Origin of the sequence: Escherichia sp. KTE31 (genome assembly GCF_000407925.1) — a bacterium.
Taxonomy (GTDB): domain Bacteria; phylum Pseudomonadota; class Gammaproteobacteria; order Enterobacterales; family Enterobacteriaceae; genus Escherichia; species Escherichia ruysiae.
In genome coordinates this window covers 367,072-390,682 of sequence record NZ_KE136722.1, presented here as the reverse complement: position 1 = coordinate 390,682, position 23,611 = coordinate 367,072, and the positions used below count along the sequence as shown (strand labels likewise).

The following is a 23,611-nucleotide window of genomic DNA, read 5'->3' as shown; positions in this document are numbered from 1 at the left end:
CTTAAGCCGGAACAAACAAGCCAAGCCAGTAAAGAACATTCAGCAGAATGCCGGTGATCATTACTGCCACGACCGGCGCCGCCATTTTTTGTACCGGACGACCGAGAGATTCGTTGAGGAAGTAAATGGCAACCGCGATAGAGAATCCGGTATAACCCGCCATTTTAATTGCTGCGAAAATCGAGCCGACCAGCAACGCCACTTCCATCAGCATATTCATGGCGTTACGGATGTTATCCGACGCATTACGCACCGACGGGTAGCGCCCCAGCCATTTGCCGATCGAACGCAGCAGCAAGACTTCCGCCGAAATAACCACTGCGCCTAATACCGCTGCAACCATCGGATTCGGCGAGAGATAGCCCACCGCATAAACAAAGGTAAAGCCCGCAACTGCATACACACCCGTTGCTAACGCGGTGGTGGCAATCAACGGTACAAAACCCAGCCCGCGCATAAATTCTGCCAGTGCCGCCTGGTTGATCAGCGTTTGTGATTGTTCCGGCGTTACGCCTGCGGAGTACGCTTTCTCCAGGGTGAAGATCGACACTTCACTGCCAGCAAAAATCTTCATGCTGGCAACGGCGGCAATCAATGCTCCCACGATGGCGATATACGGTAAGTTTTTGATAATCCGCGACGTGCGTTCTTCAAACACCGAAAGCCCGCTGGCATCGATGTCATTTTCATCACGATGACGCAGGTCGTGAGTTATCGCGATCCCCAGCAGCATCACCATGCCAATAAAGATTTCGATGGATTCCGGATTGAGATGCGGGAAATAGCGCACTACCACCACACGGGTCATCAGCACAACCACGGCGGCGATCAGGCTTTGCTTCCAGCCAAACTGGTAGAAAATCGCCACCAGAGGGAACAGTGCAAAAGCTGAAACCACCGGCGAGCTTAATTCCCCAAGACTGCCTAATACATCCACCGGCAGTGCGGTCAGCAGCTGGTTTACCGGCAACAGGCAGGTGAGGATCAGTACGCCCCAGATCGCGCCAAGACCAAACGCCATCAGGCTGTTTATCGCCAGTACGCCGAGGATATCGGTAGGAAGAAAAAGCAGCCATGCGTTGAGCAGGCCGGTTTTCAGGGTAAAAGAGATCCCTACCGAGGCCACAAAACCGATGCTCAGACCGAAAGCGATACTCCCCGCCTCGCGACGGTTCATATAACCTTCAATCAGTTGCGGCAGGATCGGGCGGATGCCGTCATGAAAAACGGCCGCCGAGCGATGCGCCAGAAGCGATGTCATACCGGTCAGGCACGCCACCAGGATAATCTGAATATACAGATCCATAGTCGTGCCTTTTATTTCAGATGGTTAATCAGCATCGGAATCGCGTGTTCAACGTGCTCAACGGAAAGTCCAAATGCGACTTTCCCTTCGGCGATCATTTTGGCGATATGCTCGTCTTTCGCTTTAATGCCCGGCTTGGCAATGGTGCAACTTTTGTTATAACCAATCACCGCAATGGCAATCGACAATGCCGCACCAGCACCGGTATTACACGCGCCAATGTAGTAATCCAGTTGCCCGGATTTCACTTTCATTGCCGCTTCCATGTCGTTGTGAATGAAAACTTCAAAACAGCCTGGAGCCGTCGTTTCAATGGTTTTTTTAATCTGCTCACGCTGTAAGCCTGCAACGCCAATCTTTTTCATGAGTCTGTCCTTATTGGAAAAATTGAGAGGGATTTTCACGTAACATCACATCCACATCGGCCTGGCTGAATCCTGACTGGCGCAGTTGTGGAATAAAGGTGGTAAATAAATAGTCATAGCCATAACCACCGTTGGCTTTTAAATGGGAGCGACGCGTAATATCCATCGACAGCATGACGCGGTTCAGTAATCCACGGTCGCGTAGTGCATGAAGCATCGCAATGCGCTTTTCGTCCGGGTAGTAACTGTTCTTGCCAATGGTGTCGAACTGCACATACGCGCCGAGTTCGATCATCTTCAAAATATTGTCGAGGTTGTCTTTCAGATCGCAGTGCCCGACAGTAACGCGCGAAAGATCAACTCCGTGGGCTTGCAGCAGAGCTAGTTGTTCCAGCCCCATCGTGCTGAACGACGTATGCGTGGAGATGGGGCATCCGGTCTGGTTATGTGCCAACGCGGCAGCAATAAACACTTTCTCTTCCAGCGGCGTAATCTTTCCTTCACTGGAACCAATCTCCGCGATGATCCCGGCTTTCAGCTCCGTGCCATCGATACCCTGTTCAATTTCATCGACCATCTCCTGCGCCAGTTCCTGCACGCTGCGGGTCGCCACATGTTGCGGGAAAAACGCGTCCTGGTAATAACCGGTACAGGCCACCACGTTGATCCCCGTTTCGCGCATTACATCGAGCATAAATTGCGCATTGCGCCCCATATAACGGTTGGTCATCTCAATCACATTACGCACACCTTGCGCCATCAGGTCGTTCATCTCCTGGCAAATGAACCCATACTGATCAAGGCGGCAATCCACGTTGTTTTTAAAGCCGGAGAGATCAATATGCAGATGCTCATGGGCCAGGGTGTAACCCGTCGGATCAAAACTCATAGGGTGTCTCCTGCAAACCGGAGGGAGGAAAGAAAAGAGCGACCATTTTGTGGCGGTGGCGCACGGAAAAATTCACACACGGTAGCCCCCACATCAGAAAGCGTGGTGCGCACACCGAGTTGCGTGTGGACCAGCCCTTGCTGATAAACCAGCACTGGCACCACTTCACGGGTATGGTGGCTGTGACCAATGGTCAGATCGTTACCGTGATCCGCCATTACGACCAGGCAATCATCTGGCTGCATCGCCTCAATAAGCCGGGCAAGGTTACGGTCAACGACCTGCAAACGTTCGGCATAACGTGCGACGTCTTCTGCATGACCAGCGAGGTCGGTTTCCTGGATATTGGTGCAAATAAACGCCGTCGGATGCGTGTTAAATTCGTCGAGGGTGATATCCATAATCCGCTGGCTATCCACCAGGTTTTGCCAGCTCACGCCATAAGGATTGCTGACGATATCTGCCACCTTACCCACCAGCACGGTTGGCACGCCCGCTTCATACAGTTTTTGCGGCACTTGTACTTTCTCATCGACGCCGTAGCCCATATGCACGACCTGGAAGCCGTTGTCATAAGCGCCAGAGCGCGGCGCATTGATACCAATAAAGCGCCCTTCTTTGCTTTCTGCGGCATCGATAATGCGTTGACTGTCGGTTAACAGGCCGCCAAATGTAATGACCCGACCGACCTGTACCTGCTCACGCACGATACGACCAATTTTGATTGCGTCGTCAAAAGAGATCACAGAGAGATTGGCGGTGATGTTATAGACCTGGCCTAAATCCGCCTCGAGATTATCGCCAATCGCAACCGCCTGATTGACCCACAGAAATTGCAGATCATCGCCACGGCGCTCCACCTGCCAACCGGCGGATACTAATGCCTGCTCAACATGGTCAATCACATCGCGAAAGGGCATCCGCAGCGGCGGTAACGGGCGCGTGCCTAAAATTTCCTGATGCCCCATAAAGGTATCGCCACCTTCATGTTGCAGCTCTGCCACGCCCCAAGTTGCGGAGTCTGACGGCTGCATATCTCCCGGCGCATAACCTAATGCGTTGATTAGCCCCATTTTCTCCAGCATTGGTAGCTGCAAATGCGACAGCTGGCTCAGGATGTGACCACAGGTATTCGCCCCGGCATCCTGCGGACGCACCAACGTGACATCCTTCATTGCTCCCACGCCGAAGCTATCAATCACTAACACCACAAATCGCGCCATTTACGCCTCCAGAAGGTTGCCGAGGCTGTCATAACGGCCTACGATTTCCGGCGCTCTGTGCTGAATACCGGACACCAGCACGACATCACTGCGGGTAACAAAAATTTGTGTACGAAAACAGAGCACCACCGCGCTACTCACCGGAAACTCACCAGCCAAAGGCAAGGTGTAGTCGATGCTGCTGTCATCCACAGTTTTGAGATATGTTTCAGTAATGCTTTGATTTTCTGGTGTAAACACCAGCGCATGTTGCGCATGACCACGACGGTAATAGCCGCCGCCGTAGCAGTAGCTATCACCACGAAAATGATGGGATATTTCGCTTAACCAGAGCATGGCTACGCGTTCAGGCTGGTCGCCCTGTTGGTTTGCCGGAATAGTGCCCGTCAGCGCATGACCGGGTTCGGCATGAGTAACACCGTATTCCGCCAGCAATGGCAGCGAAGTACAGCTGGTTGCTGAAGGCGCGTTTAATTGCTCAACAGCAACACCAGATTCCGCCAGTTGGTTGCGGGCATTGACTAACGTCTGGAGGTTCGGCGTCGGCAAAACTTTCCCAATGCCCTCATTCCATAGCAGGCAAGGGAAATGGGTAAGTCCCGCTAAATGGACTCCTGGCAGTTTTTGGATTTCAGCGACAATTTCCTGCAACGAATGTTGAGCAAAACCGCTCTCCTGCCCCGGATAAAGAAAATCATCGTCGCTATAAACTTTGAGCAGCACAGACTGAATCCGCCCCGCTTTCACCGCTGCCGCAGAAACCTCCTGCGCTTTGGTAAGGGTAAACACGGTGATGACGTCGGTGCCCTGTTCAACGGCATCAGCGACCTCGTGACAAGGGATTTGCACCAGATGCCCCTGATGCGCCACCGGCAAACCTGCGCGGCGCATCACTCGCGCCTCTTTGTAATCCACCGCCACAATACCGCTGTAGCCCAGCGCCAGCAGTTTTTCCGCCAGCCACGGATTGCGACCGAACTGTTTGGTCATCAGATACAGCTCAATACCGTAAAGCCGCGCCGTCTCAATCAGCCGCTTACCGTTTTCCAGTACCTGATCCACGTCGACAACCCAACTGTCCGGGGCTATCTTGCCCTGCTGCCACAGGTTTAGTGCGGCAGAAATCAGTGCCGGGTTCTGGCGTTTCAATGCTTCTACAAACATCTTGTTGCCTCGTTTCTGTTCCTTGAATCAAATATTCATTTTTTTGAATATTTAAGTTATGCGACGTGGATTTGTTGTGGGCTTCAGACCTCTTCGTTAGCGGCCATCCATAATCCATAAAGGTTGGCCAGCAAATAGCCTTCTTCACACGGGTTAACTTCCAGCGCGAATCTCTGCAATAATACCTGGTGCAACTGCATGATCGCTGGCCAGTGGCTACATTGCGCCAGTTCAGCCAGCAATTCGTCATCCAGTGGCTGGATCTGTTCGCCGCGACGACTGCGCATCAGCGCACTCGCCATATGTATCATTGCCATCGTTCCTTGCTCACTGCGCACTGGTAGATGGCATTCTGTTTCCAGTACTTTGACGACCTGCATCATGCCTTTGCAGATGTCCTTATCGATGACCCCTGCATCGCAAAGCAGGTTGAGTCTGGTTTCCATTTTAGATGCCTTTCGTTTAATAACTGGGTTCCTGTTCCCCACTGACCACTCGCTGTTGATGGGCAAGCAGGGCGTGTTTATCAACAACCGCACGCAGCAATTGTTGCATCGGGTAATCATCGGCTCGCGTCAAAACCACGGCTTCAGTAGCCTGTAAAAATCGCGGATCGTCTGTTAGCGGCGTCGCTTCTAATCCCTGCATGGCCAGTTCGCTTTCCGCTACCACATTCCAGATAACCGCATCGACATCGCCTTTAACAATGCGTTGTAAACTCTCGTGATAAGAGAGATCGACTCGCTCCACATCGCTACTGCCAAAAAAGACATCGGTCATGATCTTCTGATCTGCCGAACGGTTATCCAGCCCCACGCGCTTCACGTTACCTGACTCCCCTTTACGGCAAATCAACTGGTGCTCGCCAACGTAGGTATGCGGCCCCAACTCCAGCGCAAGACATAAGCCTTTTTGCGTGAGATAACTTTCCGCCGCCAGTCGCGAAACTACCGCCATGTCATAGACACCGTTAAGCAAACACTCCACGCGAATATCCGCACCACGCATATGCGCATAGTAAAAAGGAATGCCATCAAACTGAGCTTTTAACCCGCTCGCTAAACCTTCGTACAAGCGGGTATAGGGCAAGGGCATCGCACATACCACATTATTGATATCAACATGGGTCAACAGTGCTTTGTTATCCATCTCTACCAGATAACTGCCATTGCGCCCGCGACGTTCAATCCGAATCGCGCCGCTTGACTCCAGATTTTTTAACGCGGCCTGCGTCAGGCCGACGGACGAACAGCATTCAGTTGCCAGTTCATCTATGGTTTTCAGGCGATTACCACACTTTTCACCTAACAAATAACGAGCCAGCGTCGTGATGACGACGCCTTCTTTTTTGATAAACGTTCGACGCATAATAAATTTTCAATAAAATGAATATTTATATCTTCATGAAAATGAAGATAAGGCGCAACAAAGAGATGTGGAAACGGCGAGATGCTTCACATTTTTTGGGGTTATTGCAAATAAGGACGTAAAAAAACCGGGTTTCCCCGGTTTTTGGTATCAATAGTGAATTACGGCTTCGCCACAAAACCAATCGCTTCGTAAACCGCTTTCAGTGTACGGGAAGCGTGTGCGCTGGCTTTTTCTGCGCCGTCTTTCATCACCTGTTGCAGGAAGGCTTCATCGTTGCGGAAACGGTGATAACGTTCCTGCAATTCAGTCAGCATACCGGAAACCGCTTCAGCTACTTCGCCTTTCAGGTGACCATACATCTTGCCTTCGAACTGTTTTTCCAGTTCCGGGATGCTTTGACCCGTTACCGCAGAAAGGATATCCAGCAGGTTAGAAACGCCCGCCTTGTTCTGCACGTCGTAGCGAACTACCGGCGGCTCGTCGGAGTCAGTGACCGCACGTTTGATTTTCTTCACTACCGATTTCGGATCTTCCAGCAGACCGATAACGTTATTGCGGTTATCGTCAGACTTGGACATCTTCTTGGTCGGCTCCAGCAACGACATTACGCGCGCGCCAGATTTCGGAATAAACGGCTCCGGTACTTTAAAGATATCGCCATACAGCGCGTTGAAACGCTGGGCGATATCGCGGCTCAGTTCCAGGTGCTGTTTCTGGTCTTCACCGACCGGCACCAGATTGGTTTGATACAGCAGGATGTCCGCAGCCATCAGCACCGGATAGTCAAACAGACCAGCGTTAATGTTCTCGGCATAACGCGCAGATTTATCTTTAAACTGCGTCATGCGGCTCAGTTCGCCGAAGTAGGTATAGCAGTTCAGTGCCCAGCCTAACTGCGCATGTTCCGGCACGTGGGACTGAACAAAAATAGTGCTTTTCTCAGGATCGATACCGCAAGCCAGGTACAACGCCAGTGTATCCAGCGTTGCTTTACGCAGCTTCTGCGCATCCTGGCGTACGGTGATGGCGTGTTGGTCAACGATGCAGTAAATACAATGGTAATCATCCTGCATGTTTACCCACTGACGCAGCGCACCCATGTAGTTACCAATGGTCAATTCACCTGAAGGCTGTGCGCCACTAAAAACGATGGGCTTAGTCATTTTTCGATTCCTGATTTTCGCTTTGCGGAAGCCCTAATGCGGGCAGAAGGTCATTTATAGAGTGATAAATTACATCAGGCTGGCTGAGATCGATAGCCTCGCCGTAGTTATATCCGTAGGTTAAGCCAACTGAAGGGCAACCGGCTGCTTTTGCTGCCTGAATATCATTGCGAGAATCGCCGACAAACAGCATCTGTTGCGGGACAATACCCATCCGTTCAGCCACCAGTAGCAGCGGGTCCGGGTGTGGTTTTTTGTTTTGTACGTCATCGCCGCCGATGACCACGCTAAAGTATTTTGCGATATCTAAGGCTTCCAGCAGCGGCGCGACGAACGGCGTTGGTTTGTTGGTGACCAGACCTAGCGGCAAGCCTTTAGCCTGCAACGCGCCAAGCGTATCGGCCACGTGCGGGAACAAAAACGTCCCCTCTTCGGCAACTTCGCCATAGTAGCGATCAAACAGTTTACGCAGAATACGTACTTGTTCTTCTGCCGGAATGTCGTCATCAACGGGCGGTTTACCCATTGTTTTACGCTGAGTCGCACGTTCCTGACGCGCCCAGGTCAATGCGCGCTCCATCAGAACATCTGCGCCGTTACCAATCCAGGTAATAACGCGTTCTTCACCTGCGACGGGCAACTCCAGCGCATACAGCGCCATATCTACCGCAGCAGCAAGACCAGGAGCACTGTCGACCAGCGTACCATCAAGATCAAAAGCGACGCCGCGAATATCTTCAAACTTATTCATGACTTACCTTTGCCAGTTCACTGCGCATTTCATCAATGACTTTTTTATAGTCTGGCTGGTCGAAAATAGCGGAGCCAGCGACAAACATATCCGCGCCCGCCGCAGCGATTTCGCCAATGTTGTTCACCTTCACGCCACCGTCCACTTCCAGACGAATGTCAAAGCCAGACTCGTCGATACGACGACGTACTTCGCGCAGTTTATCCAGTGTTTGAGGAATGAAAGACTGACCACCGAAACCAGGGTTGACGGACATCAGCAGGATCACATCCAGTTTGTCCATCACATAGTCGAGATAGCTCAGCGGTGTCGCCGGGTTAAATACCAGCCCCGCTTTACAGCCATTTTCTTTAATCAGTTGCAGCGTGCGGTCAACATGCTCGGAGGCTTCAGGATGAAAGGTAATGATGCTGGCGCCTGCGGCAACGAAATCCGGCACAATGCGATCAACTGGTTTCACCATCAGATGTACGTCGATAGGGGCGGTAATGCCGTAATTACGCAAGGATTTCAGCACCATTGGTCCAATCGTCAGGTTGGGAACATAGTGGTTATCCATGACGTCAAAATGCACGACATCAGCGCCAGCTGCCAGGGCCTTTGCGGTATCTTCACCCAGGCGGGCAAAATCAGCCGACAGAATTGAGGGGGCAATCAAATACTGTTTCATCCGCTTCTCCTTGAGAATTATTTTTTTGCGGGTGAAACGACTCCTGGTTTGTACAAAGCCAGCAGTTCGTCCACCTTTTTACGTGTGCCGCCGTTGCTGCTTATACTGCGTCGAACTTTGACGACATGCAATTTTGCGCGCTGATACCACTCGCGCGTTAGCGCCGTATCATGGTTAGAAATCAGTACCGGGATCTGACGGTTAACCAGACCTTCGGCGATCTCCGCCAGATGCGCTTGTTGTTCAAGAGTAAAACTGTTTGTGTGATACGCCGTAAAGTTGGCGGTCGCGGATAGCGGTGCATAAGGCGGATCGCAATAGACGACGGATGCATCATCTGCGCGCGCCATGCTATCGGCGTAAGACTCACAATAGAAAAAGGCATTCTGCGCTTTTTCAGCGAAGTGATACAACTCAGCTTCCGGGAAATAGGGTTTTTTGTAGCGACCAAACGGCACGTTAAACTCGCCGCGCAGATTGTAACGACACAGACCGTTGTAACCGTAGCGGTTCAAATATAAAAACAGTACCGCCCGGCGGAACGGATCCTGGCTTTTATTGAACTCTTCGCGGAACTGATAGTAAACCTCGGCGCAATTTGTCTCAGGAACAAACAGCTCGCGGGCAGCCTGCACGTACTCATCAGTACGCATCTTCACAATGTTGTAGAGACTGATCAGGTCGCTATTGATATCGGCAAGGATATAACGAGAAAAGTCGGTGTTGAGAAACACCGACCCGGCACCCACAAAAGGTTCAACCAGACATTCACCCTTAGGCAAATGCCGTTTAATATCATCAAGCAGGGGATATTTGCCCCCTGCCCACTTCAAAAAAGCGCGATTTTTCTTCATGCTGACTAACTAATTACACCTTCTCCGGCTGTGGAGAAAGCTCCGACAGCATCCAGCGCTTCAGGTAACTCCCGCAACGATAAACCATTGCGGGAGATAACCTTGATTACTTCAGATCGGCCTGTACCTGACGCAGCGGTTTCGCCCACGGGTTTTTGGCCTGAACATCGGCTGGCAATGTAGATACCGCTTTTTTCGCTTCTTCTTTCGAAGCATACACGCCAGAAACCAGTACATACCACGGCTGACCATTACGCGTCGTTTCATAGACAACGTAGTTTTTCAGATTCTCTTTCTTCGCCCAACCGTTCAGGTTGTCGTAGTTAGAAGAACTGCTCAGCTGCAGAGTGTAATGGCTGGACGGTGCCGATTTCAACGAACCAACATTACCTGCGGTCTTCGCTCCAGCGGCTGGTGTTGCCGTGGTTTGCGCCGGGGATGCCGTCTGTACTGGAGCCGTAGTCGCCGTCTCTTTTGGTGCTGGCGTTGCGGCTGGCGTAGAAGTCGCAGCCGGTGCCTTCGTGCTCGCCACAGGTGCAGCCGGTTCAGTACGTTTCGGCGTCTGTGCTACCGGCTTCGGTTCCGTTTTCACAGTTGCTTGTGGTTTTTTCGGCTCAATCACCGCCTGCTGACGTGCTGGACGCGTGGTGGTCGGACGTTCAGCGGTTTGCGCTTTCGCCGTATCACGCGATGCGTTGCCATTACGAACTGGCGCTACAGTCGCGGGTTCAGTCGGCAGCGTAGAGTTCACCGCCACATTGTTCAGCTGTTGCTGATTTTGCGGCTGGGTCAGCGCGTTATTCAGGTCACCCTGCACTTCAACACGTTGTTGACCATCCGTTGCCGCCTGGGTTTGCCCCTGAGTCGGCGTAGAAGAAATCGGCGGCAGAGAAACATCCTGCTGGGTATTTTCCGCAGACGTGGTTCCCGGCGCTGGTTGCACACCATTCGCCTGATCGGCCGCATTGCCAGCAAGATCAATACTCTTCTCGCCAGACGCGGTTTGATCGCTGGAAGAGGTCGAGGGGGCTTTTAGCGCAGAACCGATACCGATGATCAACAGCAGCAGAACCAGAATACCGACGCCCATCATCATATACTGACGAGAAGCCGGTTTGCTGGCTGCTTTTTTGCGCTTACGCGGACGACGCTCTACACGCTCTTCATCCACAGCTTCATCTTCGGAATCATCAATTTCTTCTTCGATTTCCGGTTCCTCATTGCGCTCTTTTTGCGCACGAGTCGGACGGCGATCGTCAGTTTCATCAAGTTCGATATCATCAAAATTGATCTGCGGTTCGCCACGTTCAGTACGTTCTGAACGCTCAGAAGGTTGACGAGAACGACCAGTACGACGATCGCTGGGATCGGGTTTCAGCTCGTCTTCTGGTTTGAATTCATCCATTTAACACCCCACTAAAAGGTTAATGCTTACTACGTTGCAATTAACCTGAAGCTAATAGACCACTTGATAAGCGGCCTGACCTTTCTTGTTGTTACGCTGATTGACAATCGGCAATAGCGTTAAGAACAAGCTCGTGCGATACACCGCCGCGAACTTCACTCTTACCAATTGCCAGCGGAAGAATTAAGCGCATCTCTCCCGCAAGGACTTTCTTGTCACGCAGCATATGCGGTAAATACGCCTGCGCGGACATTTCGCGCGGCCCATTAACCGGTAATCCAGCCCGCGTAAGCAGGGTAATAATACGCTGCGTTTCGGCAGAACTAAACTGCCCGAGACGTTCCGACGTCCGCGCTGCCATCACCATACCCGCCGCGACCGCTTCACCGTGCAACCAATTGCCATACCCCATTTCCGCTTCAATAGCATGACCAAAGGTATGTCCCAGATTCAGTAAAGCACGTAAGCCGGATTCGCGCTCGTCGGCGGCAACAACTTCTGCTTTCAGCTCACAACAACGACGAATACAGTACGCCATTGCCGTACCATCCAGACTGAGCAGCGCATCCAGATTATCTTCCAGCCAGTTGAAAAACTCACCGTCAAGAATAATGCCGTATTTGATGACTTCCGCCAGCCCCGAAGCTAACTCTCTCGGGGGAAGCGTTTTCAGACAGTCGAGATCCACCACCACTGATGCTGGCTGATAAAAAGCGCCAATCATATTTTTACCGAGGGGATGGTTGACTGCGGTTTTGCCGCCAACGGAAGAGTCTACCTGTGACAACAATGTCGTCGGGACTTGAATGAAGCGAACGCCGCGCTGATAGCTCGCCGCTGCAAAACCGGTAAGATCGCCTACTACGCCGCCGCCAAGCGCCACCAGCGTCGTATCGCGACCGTGCGGCTTTTGCAACAACGCCGTAAAAACGGTGTCGAGTACTGCCAGGCTTTTATACTGCTCGCCGTCAGGAAGGATAACGCTATCAACGTTAACACCCGCCTGTTCAAGTACGCCGCGAACCTTATCGAGATACAGAGGAGCCAGGGTTTCGTTGGTGACCAACATCACCTGCTCACCCGATTTCAGCGGTAAGAATGAAGCTGGTTCGTTAAACAAACCAGATGCGATGGTAATTGGGTAACTACGTTCCCCGAGAGTGACGACTATCCTCTCCATAACGCGACATCCACCTTAATTACTGTACCCGCAGACGAGTGTATATAAAGCCAGAATTAGTTGCTTTCCAGCATGTGAATAATCTGGTTTGCGACCACTTTGGCGCTTTGATCATCAGTACGAATGGTCACGTCGGCAATCTCTTCATACAGCGGATTGCGTTCATTAGCCAATGCTTCCAGAACTTCACGCGGCGGTGTTTCAACGTGCAGCAACGGGCGTTTTTTATCACGCTGCGTGCGCGCAAGTTGCTTTTCGATGGTCGTTTCAAGATAAACGACAACGCCACGTGCGGAAAGACGGTTACGCGTTTCGCGGGATTTCACAGAGCCGCCGCCAGTAGCCAGCACAATACCCTGTTTCTCGGTCAACTCATTGATGACCTTTTCTTCGCGATCGCGGAAGCCTTCTTCGCCTTCTAAATCGAAAACCCAGCCCACATCAGCTCCGGTTCGTTTCTCAATCTCTTGATCGGAATCGTAAAATTCCATATTGAGTTGTTGAGCTAACTGGCGCCCAATAGTGCTTTTTCCGGCACCCATAGGCCCAACCAGAAAGATATTGCGTTTCTCTGCCATTTTTTCGGTACTACTAAGACTATTCGTTAATGATAAACCCGCTTCGCTCAGAGAGCGCCGCAGGACATGAACTGAAACCTCATAAGATATTGCGAGAGTCAGACTGAAAATTATCTCAATACTCCAGCGGGTTTGGCAACTGAATAAATTGCCCATCCCTCTGCATATCTGGTCGCTGCAGGTGCACTGCCTTGCTATCACCGCTCTGGCGATAAATCACCGGGTAAGATTAGCCTAAAAAAGACAGCAAAATGCCGCGTGAAAGATAAATCACCATCATAAAACGCAGGTAACAAAGAGCACCGACTCTCAAATCGGTACTCCTTGTATGCTAAATACCTGCGCGCGTCAAATAGATGAAACATGTTCAGCATGAAAACATCGCCGTTTTCGCGGTAGTTTACTCACTGGAAACCAACCGTGGCGTGATAAATACCACTAACTCGCGTCGTTCATCTTCTTTTCCGTCATGACGAAATAATTGCCCGAACCAAGGGATGTCGCCCAACAGCGGTACGCTATCCTGACCCGATTTATTTTTACGGGTAAAAATGCCACCCAGTGCCAGCGTTTCTCCGCTTTTTACCTCAACTTGCGTTTCGATCTCCTGCTTATCAATCGCCAGCACTTCGCCATCAGCTTGTTGTAGCACCTGCCCCGGAACGTTCTGGCTGATGTGTAATTTCAGTCGGATGCGACCTTTTTGTAATACCGTGGGCGTGACCTCCATTCCCAGCACGGCCTCTTTAAATTCCACCGACGTCGCGCCGCTTTCACCACTGGAAACCTGATACGGGATCTCGCTCCCCTGTTTAATGCTGGCAGGCTGGAGATGTGAGGCCAGCAGACGCGGGCTGGCGATAATATCCAGTTGCTGTTTTTGTTCGAGCGCGGAAAGCTCCAGATCCAGTAAACGCCCGCTGATGCGCCCAATGTTAAAACCGACATGTGTTGTCGCCGTCGCTACGGAGAGATCGCTACCGAGCGTGGTCACTTGCCCAACGCCGCCAGTTTGTTGCGCATCGGCCAGCGTCCATTTCACCCCCAATTCCCGCAAACTTTTTTCATTAATGGTGACAATGTGCGCCGACAGTTCAACCTGCCCGACCGGCAAATCCATTTGCGCTACCCATTGTTCCAGCGCACTTAACGCCGTTTTGTTATCACGCAGCAAAAGGCGATTAGTGCGTTTATCGACAGTCATGCTGCCTTTGGCGCTAAGTAGCTTCTCCCCTGCTTTCGCCAGCTCTCCGGCGTCGGCGTATTGCAGAGTAATATTGCGATTTTCCAGCGGCAGATTTGCCTGCACCCGCGCCTGTTCAGCCTCCTGACGGGCGATATTGTCATTCTGCCAGGCAACAGAATGCACTGAAAGAATGTTGCCTTCCTGGCGCGTTATCAGCCCGGCGCTTTTCACTACGGTTTGTAATGCCTGTTTCCAGGGAACGTCAGTGAGATGTAACGACACCGTACCGTTGACGTCTGGCGAAACCACCAGGTTTAACTTCTCCTGTTCAGCCAGCGCCTGTAATACCTGAGCCACCGGAACGTCATCCACCATCAGCGTCACTTTTTGCGGCTTTGCCGCCTGTACGCTGGGTATCATCATCAACAGTAGTGCGGCTATCCATTGCTTCATTTTTATCTCCTTGCCGTTGCCACAACCACTGTGGCGGTTCGCAGTTTTTTCCGGTTCCCAGCGTTAATGTTTCTGGCGTCAGTTGTAAAATTGTCCAGCCATTCTCCAGCACATCGTTTTGCTGCACCCGTCGCCATTTTTTTTGCCCATCTTTTATTACGCCAATAACGCGCTCGCCTCGCCCTACCATCCCCTGATAACGCCACTGGCTAAGTTCGCTTACCCGGCATAGATCCTCCGGCGGCTTAAAAGGGTCGCGCATACCGGTTAAAAGACACAAGGCAATGCCTACCAACAACCAGCGTTTAACCCTCATGCGGCATCTCCAGTTGTAGCGTGAACAAAAGATCGCCACCTTCCACGCTTAACAAAAAACGGCTCACGCTGACGTTGCGCTCTGCCAGTCGTGTAAATGCCGACGGCACAGCTTCCCAGAACGTTTTCAACGCCAACTCGCCTCCCTGAGCGGATGGATGCCAGTAAAGCAGTTGCGCGCCGGGCAACTGAAAATCCAGTGGCGAAAAGGGCAACGTCTTTTCTTCAATGATGGGAGTGGTGTCTACCAGGCGATACAGTGCAGTCCATTGCTGGTGATTACTTGCCCGCAGTCGAATTAATGCGTCACTCTCTTCATGGTGTGTCGATGAAAGAAAAATGAGCGTAACTAACATCAGCAACCAGACTGCCCAGCAAAACTGGCGGATACGGAGTGATGTCGCGAACCACCAGTCAAAGAGAGTGTTCATCGCTAACCGTCCTTGTTAACTGATACTCAAATTGCCAGCGACCTTGAGCATCCTGCTGCGTGGCTCCACGCTGATTGAGCTGAAAAGAAGCATCCTGGCGGAGTGCTTTTTCCAGTGCGTTTAGCGCAGTAATGTTCGTCGCAAGTCCCTTTACCTCCAACGTTCCCTGCTGCCAGCTTATCGTTGTCAGCCAGGCGTGTTCGGGTAAAAGCGCCGCCAGTGACTCCAGCGCAGATTGCCAGTCGCGGGTAAATTGTCGCTGGCGCTGACGTTGCAAACGCTGTTCGCGTAATTGTTGGCGTTCCAGCAAACGGGGTTTACTGGTTTGTAGGGTGCTGGCGCGTTGTTGTTCCGCCTGAAGCAAAACAGCGTCAACGCGTACTTCAGCGTTGGTTGTCAAACGCAGCATTAGCGTTATCCCGACAACCAGCAGCAGAGGAGCAACGAACATCAGCAACCAGAAGCGAAGAAAGGCCGTCCGGCGTTGCTCTCGCCATGGCAAAAAATTGATTGGCGGATTCATCAGCCCCCCTCCCCAAGCGCCAGCCCCAGCGCGATAGCAAAATCTCCACCTGGCGGCGGTAGCGGCGGCTGACGGACAGAAACCGCATTCCAGGGGTCAAATCCGCCTTCACCGCATATCGCGAGACTTTCAGAATTAATGGCTAACGTCGCGGCCAGTTCATTCGCGCTTGTCATCCCTACCGCCAGTTTGCGCCCCCAGCTATAACGTGTCGCCCATAGCCACTGTTCGTTATCACGCCAGGCCAGACATTGCTGATGAGAAGGTAAAAAAGGCAGGAATCGCTGCAAAGCGCAGGCGTCTGGGGTAATCGCACTAACGTGAATACGCAATCTTTCTGCCAGGCTAAGCAGCGTTGCCAGCTCTTTGCTTTGCGCAGCGGTCACGTTATAGGCGGGACTTAGCGAATCTTCGCTGTAATCAAAGCGCAGGGAGTCCGGTTCCATATCCAGCTCGCGAGCCATCGTACCTGTCAACCAGGCCATTTGCTCCCGTTCGCCCAGGGACATTGCCGGACGCGGAAATGCCCTTTGTAACGTTCGGCTAGCGGGAAATGCCAACATAATGTGATGACGGTGTGGCAGTTCACGACTCCACGGTAACAACGTTTTAGTCAGCCGTTCCGCGTCAATAATGCGCCCATCTTTGATAATGTCGGTCGCCAGCGGCAAACGCCACCAGCGTTGCAAAAAGCATTCTTTCGCGCCACGCACGATAGCAACCGCCACCGCTTCTTGCTGTTGTAAATGCAAACCAATTTGCCAGGTCTTAAATGCCATTGTGATGATCTCCTTATCCCCCGTCACTATGACGGGTATATCAATGCGTCTGGCTTGCCTTTATACTACCGCGCGTTTGTTTATAAACTGCCCAAATGAAACTAAATGGGAAATTTCCAGTGAAGTTCGTAAAGTATTTATTGATCCTTGCAGTCTGTTGCATTCTGCTGGGAGCAGGCTCGATTTATGGCCTCTACCGCTACATCGAGCCACAACTGCCGGATGTGGCGACATTAAAAGATGTACGCCTGCAAATTCCGATGCAGATTTACAGCGCCGATGGCGAGCTAATTGCTCAATACGGTGAAAAACGTCGTATTCCGGTTACGTTGGATCAAATCCCGCCGGAAATGGTGAAAGCCTTTATTGCGACGGAAGATAGCCGCTTCTACGAGCATCACGGAGTTGACCCTGTGGGGATCTTCCGTGCGGCAAGCGTGGCGCTGTTCTCCGGTCACGCATCGCAAGGGGCGAGCACCATCACCCAACAACTGGCGAGAAACTTCTTCCTGAGTCCAGAACGCACGCTAATGCGTAAAATTAAGGAAGTCTTCCTCGCGATTCGTATTGAACAGTTGCTGACGAAAGACGAGATCCTCGAGCTTTATCTGAACAAGATTTATCTCGGTTACCGCGCCTATGGTGTCGGTGCTGCGGCACAAGTCTATTTCGGTAAAACCGTCGACCAATTGACGTTGAACGAAATGGCGGTGATTGCCGGGCTGCCTAAAGCCCCTTCCACCTTCAACCCGCTCTATTCAATGGATCGAGCCGTCGCGCGGCGTAACGTCGTGCTGTCGCGAATGCTGGACGAAGGGTATATCACCCAACAGCAGCTTGATGAGACACGCACCGAAGCGATTAACGCCAACTATCACGCACCGGAGATCGCCTTCTCAGCGCCATATCTCACCGAAATGGTACGTCAGGAGATGTATAACCGTTACGGCGAAAACGCTTATGAAGACGGCTATCGCATTTACACTACCATTACCCGCAAAGTGCAGCAGGCCGCACAGCAAGCCGTGCGTAATAACGTACTGGACTACGACATGCGTCACGGCTATCGCGGCCCGGCCAATGTGCTGTGGAAAGTAGGTGAATCAGCGTGGGATGACAAAAAGATTACCGATACGCTGAAGGCGCTGCCAACCTATGGTCCGCTGCTACCTGCCGCTGTCACCCGCGCCAACCCGCAGGAAGCGACAGCAATGCTGGCGGACGGAACATCTGTGACGCTGCGTATGGAAGGGATTCGCTGGGCACGGCCTTATCGTTCCGATACTCAGCAGGGACCGACGCCGCGTAAAGTGACCGATGTTGTGCAAACAGGCCAGCAAATCTGGGTTCGCCAGGTGGGCGATGCCTGGTGGCTGGCACAGGTGCCGGAAGTAAACTCGGCGCTGGTATCGATCAATCCACAAAACGGCGCGGTTATGGCGTTAGTCGGTGGCTTTGACTTCAACCAAAGCAAATTTAACCGCGCTACCCAGGCACTGCGTCAGGTTGGTTCGAATATCAAGCCGTTCCTCTACACCGCTGCGATGGATAAAGGTCTGACGCTGGCAAGTATGTTGAACGATGTGCCGATTTCCCGCTGGGACGCAGGCGCGGGTTCTGACTGGCAGCCGAAAAACTCACCGCCGCAGTACGCCGGTCCAATCCGTTTACGTCAGGGGCTGGGTCAGTCGAAAAACGTGGTAATGGTACGTGCGATGCGAGCGATGGGCGTGGACTATGCCGCAGAGTATTTGCAACGCTTCGGCTTCCCGGCACAAAACATTGTCCACACTGAATCGCTGGCACTGGGTTCCGCTTCCTTCACGCCGTTGCAGGTGGCGCGCGGGTACGCAGTGATGGCTAATGGTGGCTTCCTGGTCGACCCCTGGTTTATCAGCAAAATTGAAAACGACCAGGGCGGCGTGATTTTCGAAGCGAAACCGAAAGTAGCCTGCCCTGAATGTGATATTCCGGTGATTTACGGTGATACGCAAAAATCGAACGTGCTGGAAAACAGCGACGTTGAAGACGTGGCTATCTCTCGCGAACAGCAGAATGTTTCCGTTCCGATGCCGCAGCTGGAGCAGGCTAATCAGGCATTAGTAGCAAAAACTGGCGCGCCAGAATACGCTCCACACGTCATCAGCACACCGCTGGCGTTCCTGATTAAGAGCGCCCTGAACACCAATATTTTTGGTGAACCTGGCTGGCAGGGCACCGGCTGGCGCGCAGGTCGTGATTTGCAACGTCATGATATCGGCGGGAAAACCGGGACGACCAACAGTTCGAAAGATGCGTGGTTTTCGGGTTACGGTCCGGGCGTTGTGACCTCGGTATGGATTGGCTTTGACGATCACCGTCGTAATCTCGGTCACACCACAGCTTCCGGGGCGATTAAAGATCAGATCTCCGGTTACGAAGGCGGTGCAAAGAGCGCCCAGCCAGCATGGGACGCTTATATGAAAGCCGTTCTGGAAGGTGTACCGGAACAACCGCTGACGCCGCCGCCAGGTATTGTGACGGTGAATATTGATCGCAGCACCGGGCAACTGGCCAACGGTGGTAACAGCCGCGAAGAGTATTTCATCGAAGGTACGCAACCTACACAGCAGGCGGTGCGCGAGGTAGGGACAACCATTATTGATAATGGTGAGGCTCAGGAATTGTTCTGATTAAAAAGGCGCTTCGGCGCCTTTTCAGTTTGCAGACAAAGTGCGCGTTGTTCATGCTGGATGCGGCATGAACGCCTTATCCAGCCAACAAAATCGTCGAAACTCAATACATTGCAGGAACCACGTAGGCCTGATAAGCGTAGCGCATCAGGCAAGCTCCACGTATTTACAACCGTCCCTGCCCCTTCAACCACTCGCGCACCAGGAACAACGCGCTGACATTACGTGCTTCATTGAAGTCAGGATCTTCGAGCAAATCCATCATATGCGTCAGCGGCCAGCGCACCTGCGGTAGTGGCTCTGGTTCGTCGCCTTCCAGCGATTCAGGGTAAAGATCCTGCGCCACAACGATATTCATTTTGCTGGAGAAGTAAGACGGTGCCATGCTGAGTTTCTTCAAAAAAGTCAGATCCCTTGCGCCAAATCCCACTTCTTCTTTGAGTTCGCGGTTTGCCGCTTCATAGACACTTTCACCGGGGTCAATTAACCCTTTCGAAAATCCTAACTCGTAGGATTCGGTTCCCACCGCGTATTCGCGGATCAAAATCAGGTGATCGTCCACAATTGGCACAATCATCACGGCTTCCCGGTTGGTTGGACGCATTCGTTCATAAACACGCCGCACGCCGTTGCTGAACTCCAGATCCACGCTTTCGATGGTAAACAATCGGGAACGGGCTACAGTTTCAACATTCAGAATGGTGGGTTTTTGTAATGATTTGCTCATCGTGGAATCTATGCTGTGAAATCAGCAGTTATTGTGCGATATCGGACACGCATTCGGCAATGTGAATTGCATGTTATTTACATTTACGTAACTTAATAAATAATCATTCTCAAATCAAATTAAAAGTCAATAGGTTGAAATAACTCCAGGAATTTGCTGATATTCCGCCCTCAGAGGGTTTGCTATGATCACCGGTCACTGGGATGCGCTTAATGATGCTCAAGTTCAACTCCACGCTTGCCGATAGCCAACCGCAGAATCCTATATTGTGTCCAGGATGCGACTAATCACACCTGACAAATTAAGTAAGATGGGGAAAGCATGAGCACCATTGTGATTTTTTTAGCTGCTTTGCTGGCCTGCTCACTACTTGCGGGATGGCTGATAAAGGTGCGCTCCAGACGGCGTCAACTGCCCTGGACTAACGCCTTCGCTGATGCGCAAACGCGCAAACTCATGCCTGAAGAACGTAGCGCCGTTGAAAATTATCTCGACAGCCTGACGCAGGTTTTGCAGGTTCCTGGCCCGACGGGTGCCAGCGCAGCCCCCGTTTCACTGACGCTGAACGCTGAAAGCAACAACGTCATGATGCTGACACACGCCATCACGCGTTATGGCATTTCGACCGACGATCCTAACAAATGGCGTTATTATCTCGATTCGGTGGAAGTCCACCTGCCCCCGTTCTGGGAGCAGTACATCAACGATGAAAATAGCGTTGAACTGATCCATACCGATTCGCTGCCGCTGGTTATTTCTCTCAACGGTCATACGCTGCAAGAGTACATGCAGGAAACTCGCGGCTATGCGTTACAGCCTGTCCCGTCAACGCAGGCGTCGATTCGCGGTGAAGAAAGCGAGCAAATCGAACTGCTCAATATTCGCAAAGAAACGCATGAAGAGTATGCGCTTAGTCGCCCGCGTGGGCTACGCGAAGCGTTGCTGATTGTCGCCTCTTTCCTGATGTTCTTTTTCTGCCTGATTACCCCGGATGTATTTGTCCCGTGGCTGGCTGGCGGCGCGTTACTGCTGCTGGGAGCCGGTCTGTGGGGGCTATTTGCGCCACCAGCAAAATCATCCCTGCGGGAGATCCACTGTCTGCGTGGTACGCCGCGTCGTTGGGGATTGTTTGGCGAAAACGATCAGGAACAGATCAACAATATTTCGCTCGGTATTATCGACCTGGTCTATCCCGCGCACTGGCAGCCTTATATTGCGCAGGATCTGGGGCAGCAAACGGATATCGATATCTATCTTGATCGGCACGTGGTACGCCAGGGACGCTATCTTTCGCTGCATGACGAAGTTAAAAACTTCCCGCTGCAACACTGGCTACGCAGTACGATTATCGCAGTGGGTTCGCTGCTGGTGCTGTTTATGCTGCTGTTCTGGGTTCCACTGGATATGCCGCTGAAATTCACCCTCTCGTGGATGAAAGGTGCGCAGACCATTGAAGCCACCAGCGTTAAACAACTGGCAGATGCCGGAGTACGTGTAGGCGATACCTTACGTCTTAGCGGTACAGGGATGTGTAATATCCGCACGTCAGGCACCTGGAGCGCGAAAACCAATTCACCGTTTTTACCATTTGACTGCTCGCAGATCATCTGGAATGACGCCCGTTCATTGCCATTACCAGAATCTGAGCTGGTCAACAAGGCCACGGCACTGACCGAGGCAGTAAACCGCCAGTTGCACCCGAAACCGGATGATGAATCTCGCGTCAGCGCCACATTGCGTTCAGCAATTCAGAAATCCGGCATGGTACTGCTCGATGACTTTGGCGACATCGTGCTGAAAACCGCCGATCTCTGTGCCGCCAAAGATGATTGTGTTCGGTTGAAAAATGCGCTGGTGAATCTCGGCAACAGTAAGGACTGGGACGCACTGGTAAAACGCGCTAACGCTGGAAAACTCGACGGCGTGAATGTGTTACTCCGCCCGGTGAGCGCAGAATCACTCGATAACCTGGTGGAAACCTCCACAGCACCATTCATTACTCATGAAACGGCGCGAGCGGCGCAATCACTGAATAGCCCGGCACCGGGAGGATTCCTGATTGTCAGCGACGAAGGCAGCGATTTTGTTGATCAGCCCTGGCCTTCGGCATCACTTTACGACTACCCGCCGCAAGAACAGTGGAACGCTTTCCAGAAACTGGCGCAAATGCTGATGCATACGCCGTTTAACGCCGAAGGTATCGTCACCAATATTTTTACCGATGCCAACGGTACGCAGCATATCGGCTTGCACCCCATCCCGGATCGCTCCGGCCTGTGGCGCTATCTGGGCACGACATTGCTGTTGCTGACGATGCTGGGCAGTGCCATCTATAATGGCGTACAGGCCTGGCGTCGTTATCACCGTCATCGTACTCGCATGATGGAAATTCAGGCCTATTATGAAAGCTGCCTGAATCCACAACTGATCACCCCTTCAGAAAGCCTTATCGAATAACACGTTTGCGCGGCAGGTTATGCTACCCTGTCGCGCAAATTGCTTCACTCTGGAGATTTCCCTCATGCATATCAACATTGCCTGGCAGGACGTAGATACCGTTCTGCTGGATATGGACGGCACGTTGCTCGACCTCGCCTTCGATAACTATTTCTGGCAAAAGTTGGTGCCTGAAACCTGGGGCGCGAAAAACGGGGTCACGCCACAGGAAGCGATGGAATATATGCGCCAGCAATATCACGACGTGCAGCATACGCTAAACTGGTACTGTCTTGATTACTGGAGTGAGCAACTGGGTCTGGATATCTGTGCGATGACCACCGAGATGGGACCGCGCGCCGTACTGCGTGAAGATACCATTCCGTTTCTTGAGGCACTTAAAGCCAGCGGTAAGCAGCGAATTTTGCTCACCAACGCGCATCCGCACAACCTGGCGGTAAAACTTGAGCATACCGGTCTCGACGCGCACCTTGATTTATTACTTTCCACCCACACATTTGGTTATCCGAAAGAGGATCAGCGGTTATGGAATGCGGTGGCCGAAGCTACGGGTCTGAAAGCTGAAAGAACGCTGTTTATCGATGACAGCGAAGCGATTCTCGATGCTGCCGCGCAATTTGGTATTCGTTACTGCCTCGGCGTCACTAATCCCGACTCAGGGATTGCTGAAAAACAGTATCAGCGCCATCCGTCACTGAATGACTACCGCCGCCTGATCCCCTCGCTAATGTGAAGGAGACGCCATGAAAGAAAAACCTGCTGTTGAGGTTCGACTGGATAAATGGCTATGGGCCGCCCGTTTTTACAAAACCCGCGCGCTGGCTCGTGAAATGATCGAAGGCGGTAAGGTGCATTACAACGGGCAGCGCAGCAAGCCGAGTAAAGTCGTCGAACTGAATGCCACGCTCACTCTGCGCCAGGGAAATGACGAGCGAACGGTAATCGTGAAGGCGATTACTGAACAGCGTCGCCCCGCCAGCGAGGCAGCCTTGCTGTATGAAGAGACTGCACAAAGTGTAGAGAAACGCGAAAAAATGGCGCTGGCACGTAAACTTAATGCCTTAACCATGCCGCACCCGGACCGACGCCCGGACAAAAAAGAGCGCCGCGACCTGTTACGATTTAAACACGGCGACAGTGAATAACTGT

Annotated in this window: 24 protein-coding genes; 4 read left to right on the top strand and 20 right to left on the bottom strand. The window is 52.1% G+C overall.

All coding sequences use genetic code 11. The features are described 5' to 3' along the window. Position 1: 1 nt before the first annotated feature. The 19 genes from WES_RS19055 to hofM all read right to left on the bottom strand — a co-directional run bounded on the left by WES_RS19055 (position 2) and on the right by hofM (position 16,606). The gene (locus tag WES_RS19055) at positions 2–1,306 is read right to left on the bottom strand and encodes a YhfT family protein (RefSeq protein WP_016159521.1); all 1,305 of its coding nucleotides are present in this window, start codon (positions 1,304–1,306) and stop codon (positions 2–4) included. An 11-nt stretch (positions 1,307–1,317) separates the two neighbouring features. Beyond that, on the bottom strand, positions 1,318–1,671 hold the full coding sequence (locus WES_RS19060) for a DUF2620 domain-containing protein (RefSeq protein WP_010349555.1): 354 nt from the start codon (positions 1,669–1,671) through the stop codon (positions 1,318–1,320). Between the two features lie 10 nt (positions 1,672–1,681). Further along, positions 1,682–2,560, bottom strand: coding sequence for a phosphotriesterase-related protein (locus tag WES_RS19065; protein ID WP_016159522.1), 879 nt, complete (start codon positions 2,558–2,560; stop codon positions 1,682–1,684). After that, a complete protein-coding gene (locus WES_RS19070; RefSeq protein WP_016159523.1) occupies positions 2,557–3,783 on the bottom strand; it encodes a phosphopentomutase in 1,227 nt (408 codons plus the stop codon). The genes WES_RS19065 and WES_RS19070 overlap by 4 nt, the downstream gene beginning before the upstream one ends. Continuing rightward, positions 3,784–4,947 carry a YhfX family PLP-dependent enzyme gene (locus tag WES_RS19075; protein ID WP_016159524.1) on the bottom strand — a complete coding sequence of 388 codons (1,164 nt, stop codon included), beginning with the start codon at positions 4,945–4,947 and terminating at the stop codon, positions 3,784–3,786. Positions 4,948–5,030: 83 nt separating this feature from the next. Beyond that, positions 5,031–5,393: a hypothetical protein gene (locus WES_RS19080; RefSeq protein WP_016159525.1), complete on the bottom strand. Its 363-nt coding sequence runs from the start codon at positions 5,391–5,393 to the stop codon at positions 5,031–5,033. A 16-nt stretch (positions 5,394–5,409) separates the two neighbouring features. Then, entirely contained in the window at positions 5,410–6,315 is a 906-nt protein-coding gene (yhfZ, locus tag WES_RS19085) for a GntR family transcriptional regulator YhfZ (RefSeq protein ID WP_016159526.1), read from the bottom strand. A 161-nt stretch (positions 6,316–6,476) separates the two neighbouring features. Further along, the gene (gene trpS / locus WES_RS19090) at positions 6,477–7,481 is read right to left on the bottom strand and encodes a tryptophan--tRNA ligase (protein ID WP_000165546.1); all 1,005 of its coding nucleotides are present in this window, start codon (positions 7,479–7,481) and stop codon (positions 6,477–6,479) included. Next, the gene (gph, locus tag WES_RS19095) at positions 7,474–8,232 is read right to left on the bottom strand and encodes a phosphoglycolate phosphatase (protein ID WP_016159527.1); all 759 of its coding nucleotides are present in this window, start codon (positions 8,230–8,232) and stop codon (positions 7,474–7,476) included. Before gph ends, trpS begins: the two co-directional genes overlap by 8 nt. Further along, positions 8,225–8,902: a ribulose-phosphate 3-epimerase gene (gene rpe, locus WES_RS19100; RefSeq protein ID WP_016159528.1), complete on the bottom strand. Its 678-nt coding sequence runs from the start codon at positions 8,900–8,902 to the stop codon at positions 8,225–8,227. Before rpe ends, gph begins: the two co-directional genes overlap by 8 nt. A gap of 17 nt (positions 8,903–8,919) precedes the next feature. Continuing rightward, complete coding sequence (gene dam, locus WES_RS19105) at positions 8,920–9,756, bottom strand: adenine-specific DNA-methyltransferase (RefSeq protein WP_000742146.1); 837 nt, start codon at positions 9,754–9,756, stop codon at positions 8,920–8,922. A gap of 106 nt (positions 9,757–9,862) precedes the next feature. Further along, on the bottom strand, positions 9,863–11,161 hold the full coding sequence (gene damX / locus WES_RS19110; protein WP_016159529.1) for a cell division protein DamX: 1,299 nt from the start codon (positions 11,159–11,161) through the stop codon (positions 9,863–9,865). Positions 11,162–11,252: 91 nt separating this feature from the next. After that, on the bottom strand, positions 11,253–12,341 hold the full coding sequence (gene aroB / locus WES_RS19115) for a 3-dehydroquinate synthase (protein WP_016159530.1): 1,089 nt from the start codon (positions 12,339–12,341) through the stop codon (positions 11,253–11,255). A 56-nt stretch (positions 12,342–12,397) separates the two neighbouring features. Then, positions 12,398–12,919, bottom strand: coding sequence for a shikimate kinase AroK (aroK, locus tag WES_RS19120; protein WP_000818618.1), 522 nt, complete (start codon positions 12,917–12,919; stop codon positions 12,398–12,400). A gap of 400 nt (positions 12,920–13,319) precedes the next feature. Continuing rightward, complete coding sequence (hofQ, locus tag WES_RS19125; protein ID WP_071599064.1) at positions 13,320–14,558, bottom strand: DNA uptake porin HofQ; 1,239 nt, start codon at positions 14,556–14,558, stop codon at positions 13,320–13,322. After that, positions 14,470–14,874 (bottom strand): DUF2531 family protein, encoded by a 405-nt coding sequence (locus WES_RS19130; protein WP_001264142.1) that lies wholly within the window; start codon positions 14,872–14,874, stop codon positions 14,470–14,472. Before WES_RS19130 ends, hofQ begins: the two co-directional genes overlap by 89 nt. After that, positions 14,864–15,304 carry a DNA utilization protein HofO gene (gene hofO, locus WES_RS19135; protein WP_016159532.1) on the bottom strand — a complete coding sequence of 147 codons (441 nt, stop codon included), beginning with the start codon at positions 15,302–15,304 and terminating at the stop codon, positions 14,864–14,866. Before hofO ends, WES_RS19130 begins: the two co-directional genes overlap by 11 nt. After that, positions 15,288–15,827 carry a PilN domain-containing protein gene (locus WES_RS19140; RefSeq protein WP_016159533.1) on the bottom strand — a complete coding sequence of 180 codons (540 nt, stop codon included), beginning with the start codon at positions 15,825–15,827 and terminating at the stop codon, positions 15,288–15,290. Before WES_RS19140 ends, hofO begins: the two co-directional genes overlap by 17 nt. Continuing rightward, positions 15,827–16,606: a DNA utilization protein HofM gene (gene hofM, locus WES_RS19145; RefSeq protein WP_016159534.1), complete on the bottom strand. Its 780-nt coding sequence runs from the start codon at positions 16,604–16,606 to the stop codon at positions 15,827–15,829. Before hofM ends, WES_RS19140 begins: the two co-directional genes overlap by 1 nt. 119 nt (positions 16,607–16,725) lie before the next feature. Between hofM and mrcA the strand changes: the two genes are divergently transcribed. After that, positions 16,726–19,278 (top strand): peptidoglycan glycosyltransferase/peptidoglycan DD-transpeptidase MrcA, encoded by a 2,553-nt coding sequence (mrcA, locus tag WES_RS19150; RefSeq protein ID WP_016159535.1) that lies wholly within the window; start codon positions 16,726–16,728, stop codon positions 19,276–19,278. A 166-nt stretch (positions 19,279–19,444) separates the two neighbouring features. On the opposite strand, the gene nudE is transcribed toward mrcA, so the two are convergent. Further along, positions 19,445–20,005: an ADP compounds hydrolase NudE gene (gene nudE / locus WES_RS19155; RefSeq protein WP_000045734.1), complete on the bottom strand. Its 561-nt coding sequence runs from the start codon at positions 20,003–20,005 to the stop codon at positions 19,445–19,447. Positions 20,006–20,326: 321 nt separating this feature from the next. Here nudE and igaA point away from each other — a divergent pair, with 321 nt between their 5' ends. The 3 genes from igaA to hslR all read left to right on the top strand — a co-directional run bounded on the left by igaA (position 20,327) and on the right by hslR (position 23,607). Further along, complete coding sequence (gene igaA, locus WES_RS19160; RefSeq protein WP_016159536.1) at positions 20,327–22,462, top strand: intracellular growth attenuator protein IgaA; 2,136 nt, start codon at positions 20,327–20,329, stop codon at positions 22,460–22,462. 64 nt (positions 22,463–22,526) lie between these two features. Beyond that, positions 22,527–23,195, top strand: coding sequence for a GMP/IMP nucleotidase (gene yrfG / locus WES_RS19165; RefSeq protein ID WP_010353807.1), 669 nt, complete (start codon positions 22,527–22,529; stop codon positions 23,193–23,195). A gap of 10 nt (positions 23,196–23,205) precedes the next feature. Continuing rightward, on the top strand, positions 23,206–23,607 hold the full coding sequence (gene hslR, locus WES_RS19170) for a ribosome-associated heat shock protein Hsp15 (RefSeq protein ID WP_000660491.1): 402 nt from the start codon (positions 23,206–23,208) through the stop codon (positions 23,605–23,607). The last annotated feature ends 4 nt before the right edge of the window (positions 23,608–23,611 follow it).